The 14,823-nt window shown below is 37.1% G+C and carries 17 protein-coding genes; 12 read left to right on the top strand and 5 right to left on the bottom strand.

Annotated elements, in window-relative coordinates:
* Positions 1-22 precede the first annotated feature (22 nt).
* The 4 genes from MVY38_RS05025 (at position 23) to MVY38_RS05010 (ending at position 3,698) form a co-directional block, all read left to right on the top strand.
* Complete coding sequence (locus MVY38_RS05025) at positions 23-1,162, top strand: aldo/keto reductase (RefSeq protein WP_297484062.1); 1,140 nt, start codon at positions 23-25, stop codon at positions 1,160-1,162.
* A 354-nt stretch (positions 1,163-1,516) separates the two neighbouring features.
* The gene (locus MVY38_RS05020) at positions 1,517-1,792 is read left to right on the top strand and encodes a NifU family protein (protein WP_297434695.1); all 276 of its coding nucleotides are present in this window, start codon (positions 1,517-1,519) and stop codon (positions 1,790-1,792) included.
* Between the two features lie 30 nt (positions 1,793-1,822).
* Complete coding sequence (locus MVY38_RS05015) at positions 1,823-2,416, top strand: hypothetical protein (protein WP_297434697.1); 594 nt, start codon at positions 1,823-1,825, stop codon at positions 2,414-2,416.
* Complete coding sequence (locus tag MVY38_RS05010) at positions 2,406-3,698, top strand: UDP-N-acetylmuramoyl-L-alanyl-D-glutamate--2,6-diaminopimelate ligase (RefSeq protein ID WP_297484061.1); 1,293 nt, start codon at positions 2,406-2,408, stop codon at positions 3,696-3,698. Before MVY38_RS05015 ends, MVY38_RS05010 begins: the two co-directional genes overlap by 11 nt.
* A 6-nt stretch (positions 3,699-3,704) precedes the next feature.
* On the opposite strand, the gene MVY38_RS05005 is transcribed toward MVY38_RS05010, so the two are convergent.
* Positions 3,705-4,265 (bottom strand): outer membrane beta-barrel protein, encoded by a 561-nt coding sequence (locus MVY38_RS05005; RefSeq protein ID WP_297484060.1) that lies wholly within the window; start codon positions 4,263-4,265, stop codon positions 3,705-3,707.
* Between the two features lie 136 nt (positions 4,266-4,401).
* Here MVY38_RS05005 and MVY38_RS05000 point away from each other — a divergent pair, with 136 nt between their 5' ends.
* The 6 genes from MVY38_RS05000 to tkt all read left to right on the top strand — a co-directional run bounded on the left by MVY38_RS05000 (position 4,402) and on the right by tkt (position 9,359).
* On the top strand, positions 4,402-4,776 hold the full coding sequence (locus tag MVY38_RS05000) for a (2Fe-2S) ferredoxin domain-containing protein (protein WP_297484059.1): 375 nt from the start codon (positions 4,402-4,404) through the stop codon (positions 4,774-4,776).
* Between the two features lie 3 nt (positions 4,777-4,779).
* The gene (gene panD, locus MVY38_RS04995) at positions 4,780-5,145 is read left to right on the top strand and encodes an aspartate 1-decarboxylase (protein WP_297484058.1); all 366 of its coding nucleotides are present in this window, start codon (positions 4,780-4,782) and stop codon (positions 5,143-5,145) included.
* Positions 5,146-5,158: 13 nt separating this feature from the next.
* Positions 5,159-5,479 carry a YbaB/EbfC family nucleoid-associated protein gene (locus tag MVY38_RS04990; protein WP_297484057.1) on the top strand — a complete coding sequence of 107 codons (321 nt, stop codon included), beginning with the start codon at positions 5,159-5,161 and terminating at the stop codon, positions 5,477-5,479.
* Positions 5,480-6,463: a PDZ domain-containing protein gene (locus MVY38_RS04985; protein ID WP_297484056.1), complete on the top strand. Its 984-nt coding sequence runs from the start codon at positions 5,480-5,482 to the stop codon at positions 6,461-6,463.
* 19 nt (positions 6,464-6,482) lie between these two features.
* Positions 6,483-7,328, top strand: coding sequence for a polyprenyl synthetase family protein (locus tag MVY38_RS04980; protein ID WP_297484055.1), 846 nt, complete (start codon positions 6,483-6,485; stop codon positions 7,326-7,328).
* A gap of 108 nt (positions 7,329-7,436) precedes the next feature.
* The gene (gene tkt / locus MVY38_RS04975; protein ID WP_297484054.1) at positions 7,437-9,359 is read left to right on the top strand and encodes a transketolase; all 1,923 of its coding nucleotides are present in this window, start codon (positions 7,437-7,439) and stop codon (positions 9,357-9,359) included.
* Positions 9,360-9,370: 11 nt separating this feature from the next.
* Here tkt and MVY38_RS04970 read toward each other — a convergent pair whose 3' ends face one another.
* Positions 9,371-10,930: a nitroreductase family protein gene (locus MVY38_RS04970; RefSeq protein ID WP_297484053.1), complete on the bottom strand. Its 1,560-nt coding sequence runs from the start codon at positions 10,928-10,930 to the stop codon at positions 9,371-9,373.
* Between the two features lie 99 nt (positions 10,931-11,029).
* Between MVY38_RS04970 and MVY38_RS04965 the strand changes: the two genes are divergently transcribed.
* Positions 11,030-12,469: a YdiU family protein gene (locus tag MVY38_RS04965; RefSeq protein WP_297484052.1), complete on the top strand. Its 1,440-nt coding sequence runs from the start codon at positions 11,030-11,032 to the stop codon at positions 12,467-12,469.
* Here MVY38_RS04965 and MVY38_RS04960 read toward each other — a convergent pair.
* The gene (locus tag MVY38_RS04960; RefSeq protein ID WP_297484051.1) at positions 12,466-13,374 is read right to left on the bottom strand and encodes an AEC family transporter; all 909 of its coding nucleotides are present in this window, start codon (positions 13,372-13,374) and stop codon (positions 12,466-12,468) included. The two genes, MVY38_RS04965 and MVY38_RS04960, sit on opposite strands and share 4 nt — an antisense overlap.
* A gap of 27 nt (positions 13,375-13,401) precedes the next feature.
* On the opposite strand from MVY38_RS04960, the gene MVY38_RS04955 reads away from it, so the two are divergent.
* Positions 13,402-13,722, top strand: coding sequence for a thioredoxin family protein (locus tag MVY38_RS04955; RefSeq protein ID WP_297484050.1), 321 nt, complete (start codon positions 13,402-13,404; stop codon positions 13,720-13,722).
* 3 nt (positions 13,723-13,725) lie between these two features.
* Here the strand turns inward: MVY38_RS04955 and MVY38_RS04950 are convergent, their stop codons facing one another.
* Positions 13,726-14,475 (bottom strand): RNA methyltransferase, encoded by a 750-nt coding sequence (locus MVY38_RS04950; protein WP_297484049.1) that lies wholly within the window; start codon positions 14,473-14,475, stop codon positions 13,726-13,728.
* A gap of 8 nt (positions 14,476-14,483) precedes the next feature.
* Positions 14,484-14,823, bottom strand: a 340-nt coding sequence (gene yaaA, locus MVY38_RS04945; protein ID WP_297484048.1) for a peroxide stress protein YaaA, incomplete at its 5' end; no start/stop codon positions are given.

Genomic DNA, 14,823 nt, shown 5'->3' with positions numbered 1-14,823 from the left:
AAATACTTTTCAGGATAAAATAATGAGTACTTTCGCATTTGGAACTTACAGAATTACAGATCAAAATCCACTCCACATTGAAGCACTAAAAGAGGCAATTGAGGGCGGAATCGAGTTGATAGATACGGCTTCAGATTATACCGATGGTGGGGCAGAGCGTGCTATTGGCTATGTTCTTGACCGTACTCCAGATGCTATACGCAATAGAGTAAAAATCATTAGTAAATGTAACTATGTTGAGACGAAAGAGTCCTTAGCTAAAGAGTTAGATAAATCACTTCAAAGACTAAATCAAACAAAAATAGATTGCTATCTTTTTCAAAATCCTGAATATTTTTTATATGATGCAATAAATAAAGAGATGCCAAAAGATGCGATGCTTGATGCCATGTATGAGCATATTTTTAATATGTTTTCTGCTCTTGAAGAAGAAGTAGAAAATGGAAAAATAGACTCGTATGGCATCTCTTCAGATAACTTCTCAAAAAAGAGTGATGCTGTAGATTTTTTGCCATATGAAGATCTGATTCAATTGGCACAAAAGGCGGCTCATAAGCTTGGACATACGACGCATAGCTTTTCTACAATTGAATTAGCTATAAATATTTTAGAACAAGATGGACTCAAATGTGCAAAATGGGCAAAAAAAAATGGCTTGCGAGTGCTTGCAACTAGACCTCTTAATGCACACTATAATAATTTAACGTTTCGCTTAGCTGATTATGAAAACAGTAGAGAATACGATTACTACCTTAATGAATTATTAGAGGTGAGTGATGATAAGTTGCTAAAACCTTTGTACAATATAATAGAGCAAATGGATATGAACAAACATAAATTTGGATGGGTTGGGGAGTATGACACTTTTTTAATAACGCAAATTATGCCTCATATTCAAAAAGCTTTGCAAAATATAGATAAAAGTGCTTTGGAAGATTTATTAAGATACATCGAACTCTTTTTAGTTGAGTATAGAAAAACTGTAGCGTATGAGTGTTCGCTGCGTTTGAGAACAGAGCTAAAAGATGTTTTTAAAGAGTGTGATAAAAAACTTCAAGAGTGTGCTTTGGAGTTTTTACTTGAACAAAAAGATATTGACTATATTGTCGTTGGTATGAAAAGACCGACCTATGTACAGGAAATACTCACTTTAAAAAATTAGACTTCTTGCAGAACTTAGATATGTTTCAGAGGAAAGAAAAAAAGATGAAATTGTGCAAAATCTTTTTTAAAGCGTAGCTGTAGCTACGGTGAGAAAAAGTTTTGTGCAAGTTCGCTTTTTTTATTCCTCCCTTTGGGTAATTTATAGAGAGCTTTACTCTGCGTTAGATAACCTTCACCGTAGCTACGGCTACGCTGAAGAACATCTGCCTTGATTAAAACTCTCTATAAATTGCTGAAACATATCTAAGTTTTGCAAGAAGTCTATTAAGTAAATTTATATTTTATGAGTTGTTAAGCGATTTTGTCATATTTTATGAAAAACAAATGATAATTAAGAGCCAAAAGGATAGAGATGATACCATTTTCAGATGAAGAGTTATTGGAACCAGTAAAAGCGGTAATAGAAAAAGTAAGACCATCACTAGCATTAGATGGTGGAGATATAGATTTTATTACTGTGAAAAATGGTAGCGTATATGTACAACTCAAAGGTGCATGTATTGGCTGTGCAAGTAGTGGGAGTACACTTAAGTATGGAGTTGAAAGACAACTTCGAATGGATATACACCCAGAAATTACCGTTGTGAATGTGCCTGTAGGCATGGAACACGACATTGAAAGTTTATAGTATAGGTATTGAGTGCCACAAAAGAAGACAATGAGTAGAGTAAGTAAATATAAAATATTATCACAAGCAAAAGAGAGTTTTACAAGAGCAGAGTATAAGAGTGCCTTGTCAAAATTTGCAGAAGTATTGCAAAACTATCCAAATTCTAAAGAGGCATTTAATGGTGTGATTCTTTCAGAAATGGCACTGAGCGGTGAAGATGGTGCTGAAGCTCTTTTTGATTATTATGAAGTTTTAAAAGAAGAAGATAAAGAGCAGGCAGATATTGTAATGAGTGAAATTTTAGAGAGTATGGATGGCTCTTTAGAACGCTTAAGTGAAGTCTTTTCGGAACCTTTAAGAGAACGCTTAGAGTTTGAAGATGGAATTCTCTATAGTGATTTTAAACATTTAATAGAGGAAAATGGTAATTTTAAAGAAGTCTTTGAAAATATTATGTTTTCTACTCGTGTAATTATTACTAAAAAAGAGGATTTTATAGACTTTTTAGACAAGCTTATAGCAAACGGTTTCTCTGAAATGGCTTTAACTTATTTGGAAAATGCTTTAAGTATTTACCCTACAGAGAAAGTTTTAAGAACTCTTTTAAAAAAATTGATAAAAGGTGACAGTGTTGAAAATTGAGCTACCAGAGCAGTCTTACAGATATGTAACCGAAAATTCACAAAAGTGTGATAGTGAGACTGCATTTGTGCTTACTTATCAAAATAAAAAATATTTACAAAATGCACAAGATAATGGTGCATATTCGGTTATAAATATTCAAGATATAGCAACACTTTTTGGTATTGATAAAATAAAAATAGTTGGCATTACGGGAACAAATGGTAAAACGACTACTGCAAGTGCAATTTACTCTTTTTTACTTGATTTAGGTTATAAAGCTGCTATGCAAGGGACTCGTGGTCTTTTTATGAATGATGAAGTATGTGAGGGAAAGACACTTACAACACCATCTGTTTTAAATACTTATAAACACATTTACCAAGCTGTACAAGCTGGATGTGACTATTTTATTATGGAAGTTAGTTCACATGCGATAGAGCAGAAACGCATTGAGGGCTTAAATTTTTCACTTAAAATCCTTACAAATATCACGCAAGATCATCTTGATTATCATCACACTATAGAGGAATATATAAAAGTAAAAAATAGTTTTTTTCAAGATGAAGGAAAAAAGCTTATAAATAAAGATGAAGTAAAGGCTGCGTTTAACTTTAAAAATGCTTATACTTATGGTATTGAAAATCCTGCAACATATAGACTTATGGCATACTCTTTGAATGATGGTTCAAGTGGAATTATCCAACATTTTCAAGAGATAGTCCCTTTTACCGCCTCTTTACATGGATTTTTTAATCTTTACAACCTTATGGCAGCTATATCTGCAACGCATCTTATCACAGATAAATCTTTAGAAGAGATAGCAGATGTAGTAGATAATTTTGCAGGAGTAAGTGGAAGAATGGAACAGGTATGCGCAGTGCCTAATGTCATAGTTGATTTTGCACATACACCTGATGGAATGCAACAAGTATTAAATGCACTCAAAGAGAAAGAACTTATAGTGGTTTTTGGTGCAGGTGGTGATAGAGACAAAAGTAAGCGTCCTATTATGGGGCGTGTTGGGGCAAGTTTGGCAAAAAAACTTTTTATTACAAGTGATAATCCACGAAATGAAGATCCTCAGACAATAGCAGATGAAATAGTTGCAGGTATTCAAGACACAACCAATGTTGTAGTAGAACTCAACAGAAAAAAAGCAATAGAGATGGCACTTGATTCTCAAGAGGATGAAGAGGTTGTTGTTATTTTAGGAAAAGGGGACGAGAGTTATCAGATAATATATGATAAAAAATTCCCTTTTGATGATCGAGAGGTTGTAAAAGAGCTTTTAAATATTTAGCTCCTTTTAAAATCTAATATTAAATCCAGTATAGACTGCGTTTAGATGAGAAGTTGGGTTAGATGCATTGTCTAATTTTATCTTTTCGTAAGAGATATATCTGTATTGGTATGCTACTTCAATGTCCATTTGTTTTGAAAGTGGTATAAAAAATCCAGCACCTGCATGAAAATTCCCATAAGTAAGTGATTGATTATTAGTGTCTGCAGCTGTTTTTAACATTCCTGCTCCAAAACCGACTTTTAGATAAGGATTGATATAAATACCAAAGTCATAAGCCTTGAGTAGAGAGACATTAAATCCAAGCTTTTGTGCATCACCCTGTGCATAATATTTTGAGTGATTTTGTAGATAATTTATAGAAAATTCAGCTGCATAAGAACTTCTTTTTCCATATCCAATTTTGAGTGAGACTTCAGAGTTTGGAATTGTTGTTTTTTTACTTCTTAAATATGGTGCAAGTGTTTCATTTACCCTTGCGAATCCAAATCCTATATAAATATCGTTTGTATTTGCAGATAAAGCAGTAAAACTAAAAAGTGTTAATAAAAGTATAAAATTTTTCAAATAAAGCCTTTAATATTATTTGTAAAATTATATCTAAAAAGTTGCAGATAAGCTTAAAAATATAAACTTATCTTAGTATGTTAGACACTTTATGCATTATTTCGGTATAATTGCGCAAAAAATTAAGGACTAGTTTATGGGAATCCCTCAACCAGCATTTTATATATTTAAATGTGAGCAGTCAGCTCCTCCCGGTATGCCAAAACCATCTTGTGTAACACCACAAACACAGGATCTATTTCAATATCTTGCACAAAAATTGATGCAAGAGGGTGTAATGGGAACAGTACAACCTATTCGTACTTCATGTATGAATCGTTGTTCAGCTGGTCCTGTCATGCTAGTAGAGCCTGGTCATACAATGTATGTAGGTCTTACAAAAGAGAAAATCGACAAAATCGTTGCTGATCACATAATCGGTGGGAATGTTGTTGAAGAGTATGTCATTGATGAAGAGATGTGGGATGCACCAATCTCACCAGCTGATATGCAAAAGCAGATGGGTAGATAATAAATGACCATCGAGATGTTGTACAGCAAAATTCATCGTGCTACTGTTACAGATGCCAATCTAAACTATGTTGGATCGATTACAATAGATGAGGAGCTTTTAGAAGCTTCAAAGATGAGAGTTGGACAAAAGGTAGAAATTTTAAATATCAATAATGGTGAGCGTTTCTCTACATATATCATTTTAGGTGAACGCGGTAAACGAGATATTTGTTTAAATGGTGCGGCAGCGCGTAAAGTTCATAAAGGTGATAAAGTTATCATAGTTGCATACGCTACTTATGATGAAAAAGATTTAGAGAGCTATAAGCCAAAAGTTGTTCTTTTGAATGATGAGAACAATATAGACGCAATCCACGACGAGATTTAATAAGGATTTTGTAATGTTTACAAATTTAGGCGATATGGGAAAGATGCTTGAAGGGATGCAAGAGAATGCTGCAAAACTTCAAGAAGAACTTGAGTCTAAAACATTCAGCGTTAAAAGTGGCGGTGGAATGATTGAACTCACTGTAAATGGCAAGGGTGAGGTTGTTGATTTGAACATTGATGATGAGCTACTCTCTGACAAAGACTCCCTGCAAATTCTGCTCATCGGAGCGATGAATGATGCAAATAAAATGGTACAGCAGAACCAACAAAATAGTGCAATGGGCATGCTTGGTGGTTTAGGTACTTTAAATCCATCTGGCGGAAACAAGTAGGTGTTACGCCTATTTATCCTCGCACAACTCTTTTTACTCTCTCTTTATGCCTGTGATGGCACTTTTTCTTCTTGTATTCATAAAATAAAAGACTCACAATCAATTTACAAAAACAGACCTGCAGTAGTGGTGAAAAATCATCAACGCATTGTTTATTCACGGCAAATTCCAAACGCAGCAATAGTTAAATATGACCCTTTTTTGTCACTCTATCTTATAGAAGATAGAACTAATTTTAGATACCCATTCACTTTTGATAATAAACTTCAACTTCATACCGCAATTGTAAATGCACATGAAGCAAAAGCAGGTAAATTTATAAAAAAACAGATAGGGCTTGACTCTTTTGGAAAATATAGTGCCTCTTTATCTAAAGCAGCACTTATTTTAAATAGTTGCTGTTCACTTGAGGGAATTGTTACTTCTAATGGCATCATTAAAAAAGCTTACTTAAAACATTTTCTCAATGCAAAAAAAGTTGTTTATGGAGATATTGGTATAAGAGTTAAAGAGAATAAAAATGGCTCTGTACTTGTAACTGCTAGTGACCCTTTTATAAAAAATAATCCTTTTAAAAAGGGAGATTATATAATACTATACGATGGTAAGAAAATAGGCAATGCAGCAGAGCTTATGCGAAAGATTCTTTTTTCAGATATTGGTTCAAAACATAGTGTAACAATTAAAAGAGATACAAAATTTATAACATTTAAAGTGAAAATTCATAAGAGATATGGCGGTGGTTATCTTAGTGATACTTTTTTAGAACAAAAAGGGATATATTTTGATAAAGCTCTTCATATTACACGGCTTTATGGGAGCTTTAAGAATTATGGCTTAAAAGTCGGTGATAAACTTATAAAAGTAAACGCAGTCGCAGTAAATAACCAAGAACAACTGCGTCTGTATATAGAAAAATATAAAGACTACTCTTCATTGCTTTTTGAACGCAATAAGTTCCAATTTTTTGTAAATATTAAGTAGAAAAAGACTAAAATTTTACATGCAAAACTTCGAGCAATTTTTACTAGAAAATTTACCAACATCAAAGAGTATCCATCCCCATTATGAGGATGCTTTGCAAAATATGCTTAAAGCTGGCGGCAAGCGTTTTCGTCCTGCACTTTTACTAGGTGTTGTGAATGCATATAACCCTTTAATGCTCGACTCTGCCCGTTACGCTGCCTATGCGATAGAACTCTTACATACCTATTCACTTATTCACGATGATTTGCCTGCCATGGATGACTCTCCACTTCGCCGTGGGAATCCTACTTTACATGTGGTTTTTGATGAAGTAACTGCCATTTTAGTAGGAGATGCACTAAACACCTATTCATTTGAAGTACTTTCAAATGCTCCATTCTCAGATGAGACAAGAGTCAAACTTATAAGAGAACTCGCAAGAAATGGCGGTTTAAATGGTATGGTTCTCGGGCAAGCTATCGATTGTTATTTTGAAAACAGACCGCTACAAATCGAAGATATTAAGATTCTACATACAAATAAAACTGCAAAACTTATAGCCGCTTCACTAAAGATGGGTGCTATAATTGTTGGGCGTGAGGATGTTGCACAAAAACTGTATAATTTTGGAATTGATTTGGGACTACTCTTTCAAATACAAGATGATATTTTAGATGTAACACAATCGAGCCAAGAAGCTGGTAAACTGACACATAATGATGAAGACAAAAATAGCTTTGTAACTATTTTGGGCTTTGAGCGTGCAATGCAAGAGGCAAATGCTTTAGCACAAAGATTACTACAAGAGATGGATAATTTTGATGAGAGTTTACAAAGTGAATTGTCACCTCTATTAACCAAATATATAAACAGACACAAATAAATGAGAAACCGACTGCTTAGTGAGCTTTTTTCCGAGGGCAAATCCTCCCTATGGTCTGAGCCTCTTCAAAAAGCCCACTAAGCAGTCTACTTAAAGGAAGAAAACAACATGAAGAATAATGAAATGCGCAAAAAGATGGCAGATACTATTAGATTTTTAGCAGCCGATATGGTTCAAAAGGCAAATTCAGGCCATCCGGGTGCACCGATGGGACTTGCAGATATTGCGGTAGTTTTAAGTGAACACTTAAATCACAACCCTAAAAATCCTGCATGGCTGAACCGTGACAGACTTGTATTCTCAGGTGGACATGCGACAGGGCTTATCTACTCTTTGTACTATCTTTGGGGCTATGGACTAGAACTTGAAGACTTAAAAGAGTTCCGCCAACTCGATTCAAAAACTCCAGGGCATCCAGAGTATGGACATACCGCAGGCATAGAAATCACGACAGGACCACTTGGTCAGGGTGTGGCAAATGCAGTTGGTTTTTCTATGGCTTCAAAATTTGTTGGGGCACAAGTAAATTCAGATACGGCTGATTTAATTGACCATAATGTTTACTGTTTATGTGGTGATGGTGACCTTGAAGAGGGACTCTCTTATGAAGCGTGCTCTATTGCCGGACATAACAAGCTTGATAATTTAATTTTGATTTATGATTCAAACCGTATCACCATTGAGGGTACAACTGATTTGAGTATTAGTGAAAACATTACAGAGAGATTTGAAGCGCAAGGATGGGATGTTTTAGAGTGTGATGGGCATGATTATGATGATATTGATGCGACACTTACAACTGCAAAAGCAAACACAAGACCGACGCTTATTATTGCAAATACTATAATTGCAAAAGGTGCTGGAAAATTAGAAGGTTCGCATCATGCGCATGGTGCACCACTTGGTGAAGAGGTGATTGCTGAAGGGAAAAAAGCAGTAGGATTTGATCCTGAGAAAAAATTCTTTGTCGATGATGATGTACTTGCACGATTCAGATGTGCTGTTGAAGAGGGTGATTTACTAGAGCGTGAGTGGATTCACAGACAAAAGACAGTGCCGTTAATGGAACAAAACGAGGCATTAAAAGCACTAGAAAATCCTGATTTTTCAAGAATAGAGTGGCCAGAGTTTGATAAAGCTGATGCAACAAGAAATACAAATGGAAAAATTCTTAATGTAATTGCTCGTGCAGTGCCAAGTTTCTTAGGTGGTTCAGCAGATTTGTCTCCATCAAATAAAACATACTTAAATGATATGGGGGTCTATCCAAAAGGGCGTAATATTTATTTTGGTATTCGTGAACATGCTATGGCTTCCATTGCAAATGCTATGGCACTTTATGGACCGCTTAAACCATTTACATCAACTTTCTTTGTATTCTCAGATTACTTAAAACCTGCAACGCGTATTGCAGCCCTTGCCGGTATTCAACAATTTTTTGTTTGGACACATGACAGCATCGGTGTAGGTGAAGATGGACCGACGCATCAGCCTATTGAACACCTCTCACAGTTCCGTGCATTGCCAAACTTCTATGTATGGCGTCCAGCTGATGGTGCTGAAAATGTAGAGGCGTGGAAAACAGCATTACAGATGAGTAAATCTCCATCAGCCTTTGTATGCTCTCGTCAATCTTTGGCAGTTCTTCCAAAAGCGGTTAAAGGTGAAGCATCTCGTGGTGGATACCTCCTTGCAAGCGATGTAAACGCAGTCATTACACTTATGGCATCAGGAAGTGAAGTAGAACTTGCACTTAAAACAAAAGAGGCACTCAATGAAAAAGGTGTTCCTGCCAATGTTGTAAGTGTACCGTGTTATGACCTTTTTATAGAGCAAGAGCAATCTTACATTGATGAAATTATCATTCCTGATACGAAAAAAGTAGCTATAGAAGCTGCACGCGGACTTGAGTGGTACCGTTTTGCAGATGAAGTAATAGGTATGGACACTTTCGGTGCATCAGCACCTGCGGGACAACTCTTTGAGAAATTTGGCTTTACTGTTGATGCTATTTTAGAGAGAATTAAATAAAAAGAGGCTTATTAGCCTCTTTTGTATGCTTGCTGCGTTTGGATTCTATTATCTACATATCCCCGTCCAATCGTAAAATGGTAGAGTGACTGGTAGCTATTGTTCTTCATCCCCAATATTTGCTTATGTACCAAATCATCTAAAAAACATCCTATGCCTGTTCCTGAAAGACCAAGTGATGTAGCTTCAAGATAGAGTTGCTGTCCTATGGCTCCACACTCCCAGTAGAGCTCTTTGTATCGGTGCGCGTCACACTCTAAAAGTTCCTCTGCATATCTGCAGAGCATTCCCAGCGAAAAAGCTCCATCACTTGCTATGGCTTGATTACAGCTAATGATTTTTGAGGCTTCTGTGTAGTCTTCTATTTCTAGTAGGTAGAGGTTTTTATATGATGTCTTTTGCCATAAAAACTCTTCTTTGAACTCTTTTTGCAGCTCATGTAGAGCAGATTCTTCTCTCACAAGTATGTAAAGTCCTTGTTTGTACTCGGCTACGCGATGGACAAACAAAAGTAGATGTGCTGCGTTTACTCTGCCATCTTGTGAACATATCGCTGCGTTTAGCAGGGTATGAAACTGCTCTGCCGAGATGCGTGACTCTTCTTTGTCCATTACATGAATGCTTCTGCGTTTAAGTATGACCTCTTTTGCCTCTTTGGTAGGTGCTCGTTTGACGCTACAGGCTTGATGTATGAGTGGTAGAGCTTTTGAGCGTTCTGCTGTTGCAGCTGCAACACGGGGAATAATCTCCCATTCATGCATTGAGGGGCTAAGTCTGTTTGCTATGCCTTCATACTGCTGCGGTAAATCTTTCAAAAGTGATGTGAAGTCGTGTAAAGGATTGCAGGACTTTTTGGAGACGATAAAAAGCATATCTGCTATCTCCTCTTCAAAAAAGCGCTCTTTTTGAGAGAGTCCAAAAAGTTTCTCTATTTGTGCATCACTGAGTGAGTCGATGCGCGTAAGCTTCCAGCCTAAAAGTTTGGCTGAAACTGCAAGTGCATTGTAAGCGTGCCCAGCATCGAGTTGCGTATAACGAAAAGCGCGTTCGCCATACTTCCAAGCTTCCCTCCATGGGATACTTGAGAGCCCAAGTAAAAAGCTCTCTTGTGGTAAACCTTGCCAAAAATTAGTGCTAAACACAGCAAGTTGTTCTAAAGTGTGCTCTTTTGGAGCGTAGTGCATAACGGTACTTTTTTCACTGCCCATCATTGGCGGTAAAACAAGATAGCTCTCTGTCGGGTGTAAGTTTCCACTTGAAGCGTTACAACGCACTGCCCAAGAGTTGCCATCTGAGCTTTTCCATGCGGCAATACCAAGTGAGAACTGCAGAAGTTGTGAGAGTGACTCTTTGAGCAGGGGTGCGTCTGGAAGCTCCTCATCAAGGAGTGAGTAGGGTGGAGTAGGGTTCTTTAACGCAATAGGAAGTAATATTTGCTTTGCGCCTTTGTACTCTCGAAAAGGGTCAGGTTGTGTTGCCCAGTCCATGTAGCCAAGTGATTTGGCATATCTTTGGTGTGAGTGTTTTGTTCGTTCATGGTAATCAAATACGATTTGTAGGTTTTTATTCATAGTTTTAGTGTAATCTTTTTTTCTTAAAAGTTTTTAGAAGAATTTGAGTTAGTTTTTCAAAGTAGCTCTTTTTAATGCAAGAGTTGATAAAAGTAGCTTATGAAATTTTCTGACTTAAAACTAACAACACCCTATCTTTCACTTTCGCCACTCTTTTACGACATGGCTGAACCTATGCCGCTTGAAAATCCTTTTCTCATTACAGCCTCACAAGATGCAGCAAAACTTTTAGGGGTAGATGAAAATCTTTATAGTGATGAAAAATTACTCTCTATTGTAAATGCACAAATGCAGCTTGAGAACTCCCGCTTCTTCTCGATGTGTTATGCTGGACACCAGTTTGGCTACTTTGTAGAGCGACTTGGTGATGGACGCGCCATAAATCTTGGTAAGGTAAATGGGCAAAATTTGCAGCTAAAAGGTGCAGGTTTGACACTCTATTCACGACAAGGTGATGGCAGGGCGGTGTTGCGCTCGAGCGTCCGTGAGTTTTTGATGAGTGAGGCGATGCACGGGCTCGGTATTGAGACTTCACGTGCTTTAGCCCTCATCGGAAGCGAGACAAAAGTTGCGCGTGAGCGCTGGGAGAGTGGGGCAATAGTGCTGCGTTTATCTCCTACATGGATACGATTTGGAACTTTTGAGTATTTTTATGCAAAGGGGGAATATGACAAACTCCAAGAGCTTGCCGATTATGTCATAGCCGAGTCATTTCCTGAACTTGAAAATGAAGAGGGACGCTACTTGAAAATGTATGCTAAAGTAGTGGGAAACACTGCCCGAACTGTAGCAAAATGGCAGACTTATGGTTTTAACCATGGAGTGATGAATACAGATAATATGTCCATAGATGGTAGAACCATTGACTATGGTCCTTTTGCATTTTTGGATGATTATGATGCGAACTATATTTGTAACCACTCTGATGTCGAAGGGCGCTACAGCTTTAAAAATCAGCCAGGTATTGCAAAGTGGAACTTGGCACAGTTGGCTCGTGCACTTTCTCCTATTGTGAGCCATGAAGCTTCTTTACTGGTGCTTGATGAGATGTTTTCAGCTGTATATGAGCGAGAATATCGTTCATTGATATATGGGCGTATGGGACTTGTTGAAACGGATGCAGAAGATGCACAACTGATGGAGTGGATGTTGGGGGCTTTAGAGAGTTCTGTCATAGACTACAACGGTTTTTTCCGTAAACTCTCACGCTATGATGGAGACAAATCGCCCATACTCGATAGTTGCGTTTACAGAGCACCATTAGATGAGTGGCTTGATGCCTATACTCTGCGTTTAGAAAAAGAGAAGCTTAGTCAAACGCAGCGAGAGAAGATGATGCTGCAAAAGAATCCAAAATACATTCTTAAGAATCATCTGCTCCAAGAAGCAATACTAAAAGCTGAGCGTGGAGAGTTTAGGATGGTGCAAGAGCTTTTGAAAGTAGCACTTGCACCATTTGACGAGCATCCTGAGTTGGAAAATTTAACAAAGCCGACGCCTGAGTATGCAAAAAACAGAAAACTCAGTTGCTCCTCTTAGAGGAAGCTAAGGAGTTTGACACCTACAAAGATAACACCCAAAAAGAGCAGAGATGTTATGAGTACGAGGGCTGTGACTATTTTTGGTTCGCAATCATAAAGTGAAGAGAGATTGACATTTGCCACTGCCAAAGGCATAAGCAGCTCAATAAATATAATGCCCTTTATCATGCCATTAAGCTCTATAAATGAGAGCACGACAAAAGCAAGCAGTGGTAGAAGTAAGAACTTGAACACGGTGACCCAGCCAATGAGGGTTCTGTTAATCTCACGAATTTTTGTTCCATAGAGATAAATACCAAATAAAAAGAGCTGCATTGTCATGGAAGCATAGGCACCCATCATTAGCATACTCATTATGGTATCACTCGGACGGTAGCCATAAACACTTAAAGAGATGGCAATAAACGCAGCCCAAAGTATGGGAAGTTTAAGAATATTTTTGAGTGACTCTTTGGCACTAAAAGTTCCCCGTGAGTAGAAATAGACTCCAATAGTATAAACAACAAAGACATTCATCAGATTGACCACGGTTGTGTATGGAATGGAAGCTTCACCAAAAATGGCGATGTTTAGAGGAATACCAAGATTTCCAGTATTGCCGATGAGCGCTGCAACCATAGCTATGGAGTACTCTTTTTTGTTCTCAAAGAGCTTTTTTGCAAAGAGCACAGAGACAACGAGGGCTATAATGACTATAAAAATATAGATAGAAGGTGCATAAAGAAGAGTGATGTTGACAGGGTGCAGTAAAAGTCCCCAAAATGTTAAAAAAACCTGTAAAAAGTAGACATTTAGGAGTGTAATGGTTTTATCATCTATCTGATCTTTAAAGCTGCGTTTGGCTATGTAGCCCATAACGATGAAGACATAGATACTTAAAATACTTAAAATTATTGAACTCATAAGAGAATTATACTGTATAATTTCACTATGAATAGAATCCAAGAGATAGAAAAAACAGTAAAAGAAAATTTGGCGGTGATGCTTTACTTCTCAGCACCGACTTGTAATGTCTGCCATGCACTCAAGCCAAAACTGCTTGAAGCGATAGAGGGGAACTTTAAAGAGTTTAAAATTATAAGTGTAGATATATCACTAGAGCAGGAGATAGCAGCACACTATGGTGTTTTTGCTATTCCTACGGTGCTTATCTTTTTAGATGGCAGAGAGTTTTTGCGTAAATCTCGTCATATGAGTGTTGATGAGGTAGTTCGTGAGATACAACGTCCTTATGAGATTATGCTCTCATAAAGATTAGCACTTAAAGGCAATGAGTGCAGCCGTGATGGCAACATTGAGTGACTCTACATCTCTTTGCATTGGGATTATGAGTTTTTTATTACAGAGTGCAGCAACTTCTTCGCTGACGCCTTCACTCTCATTTCCTAAAACATAAAGAGACTTCTTCCCCTCTTTTACATTGTAAAGACTCTCATCTGCTTCTAATGAAAGAGCATATATATCTGTTTCGTGCAGATCTTTGAGTACATCTTCAAGTTTGTCACAAAAATAAATAGGAAGTTTGAAAAGTGTACCTGCACTTGCTTTAACGACAAGTGGGGAAATCTTTGCAGAGTTCTTTTTTGGTAAGATAATCCCATCAATATTTCCCGCTGCACATGAACGGATAATCATTCCAAGATTTTGCGGGTTGTGTATGCCATCAAGAGCAATAAGACGAAAGGAGTTGAACTCTTTGAGCTTTGCTGCGTTTAGGTAGCTCTTGGAAATGATGTCTATGGCAACACCCTGATCTTGTTTGGCGTTTTTAGAGATTCGAGAGAGAGTATTTTTGTCGTGATGGGTGATTTCAATATTTCTCTCTTTAGCTAAACGCAGTATCTTTTTAATAGCACCGTCTGGCTTGTTTGAACTTGCCATATGGAGCTTGTGAATTTCTATAGAGTTGTCTTGGAGCATCTCTACAACAACATTACGCCCATAAAGGGTAATAATTTTCTCAAAAAAGGCTTTTTTCTTTTTGTACTCTTGTGAATCTTGCATATTTTCTCCTACTCTACTATATTATAAACAATTTCTGTTTTGTTTTTTATCACTTTTATCTCAGCGACATTTAAACCTTCAATCTCAAGTTGCATAAATGCTTCTATGCTCACAATATTATGTTTTGCTATTTCACGCAGCACTATACCTCTATAAGCTTTTGCCCAGTGACTCACGGTTTTCCCATTTTTTAAAAATTTGAGTGTAGTGTAGGGTTTTGTGCTTTTATAAAATTTATCATAATACCCAGCACGCAAATCAAGCACTTCATGTGCATTAAGGTAAAGGTCTATCTGATAAGAGAAACGCTTTTTGTAAAATTTTTCCGGTGTAATATTGCCTATGCTG

The organism is Sulfurimonas sp. (genome assembly GCF_027056685.1).
Lineage (GTDB): Bacteria > Campylobacterota > Campylobacteria > Campylobacterales > Sulfurimonadaceae > Sulfurimonas.
The sequence above is the reverse complement of the archived record's forward strand: the minus strand, read 5'-3'. Positions and strand labels throughout refer to the sequence as shown.

What these genes read in the sequence shown, in the direction of transcription:
- MVY38_RS04950 (WP_297484049.1), bottom strand. Translation starts at nt 14,475, where the DNA reads ATGCAAGATTCACAAGAGTACAAAAAGAAAAAAGCCTTTTTTGAGAAA.
- MVY38_RS05020 (WP_297434695.1), top strand. Translation starts at nt 1,517, where the DNA reads ATGATACCATTTTCAGATGAAGAGTTATTGGAACCAGTAAAAGCGGTA.
- MVY38_RS05000 (WP_297484059.1), top strand. Translation starts at nt 4,402, where the DNA reads ATGGGAATCCCTCAACCAGCATTTTATATATTTAAATGTGAGCAGTCA.
- MVY38_RS04980 (WP_297484055.1), top strand. Translation starts at nt 6,483, where the DNA reads ATGCAAAACTTCGAGCAATTTTTACTAGAAAATTTACCAACATCAAAG.
- MVY38_RS05025 (WP_297484062.1), top strand. Translation starts at nt 23, where the DNA reads ATGAGTACTTTCGCATTTGGAACTTACAGAATTACAGATCAAAATCCA.
- MVY38_RS04970 (WP_297484053.1), bottom strand. Translation starts at nt 10,930, where the DNA reads ATGAATAAAAACCTACAAATCGTATTTGATTACCATGAACGAACAAAA.
- MVY38_RS04960 (WP_297484051.1), bottom strand. Translation starts at nt 13,374, where the DNA reads ATGAGTTCAATAATTTTAAGTATTTTAAGTATCTATGTCTTCATCGTT.
- MVY38_RS04990 (WP_297484057.1), top strand. Translation starts at nt 5,159, where the DNA reads ATGTTTACAAATTTAGGCGATATGGGAAAGATGCTTGAAGGGATGCAA.
- MVY38_RS05015 (WP_297434697.1), top strand. Translation starts at nt 1,823, where the DNA reads ATGAGTAGAGTAAGTAAATATAAAATATTATCACAAGCAAAAGAGAGT.
- tkt (WP_297484054.1), top strand. Translation starts at nt 7,437, where the DNA reads ATGAAGAATAATGAAATGCGCAAAAAGATGGCAGATACTATTAGATTT.
- panD (WP_297484058.1), top strand. Translation starts at nt 4,780, where the DNA reads ATGACCATCGAGATGTTGTACAGCAAAATTCATCGTGCTACTGTTACA.
- MVY38_RS04965 (WP_297484052.1), top strand. Translation starts at nt 11,030, where the DNA reads ATGAAATTTTCTGACTTAAAACTAACAACACCCTATCTTTCACTTTCG.
- MVY38_RS04955 (WP_297484050.1), top strand. Translation starts at nt 13,402, where the DNA reads ATGAATAGAATCCAAGAGATAGAAAAAACAGTAAAAGAAAATTTGGCG.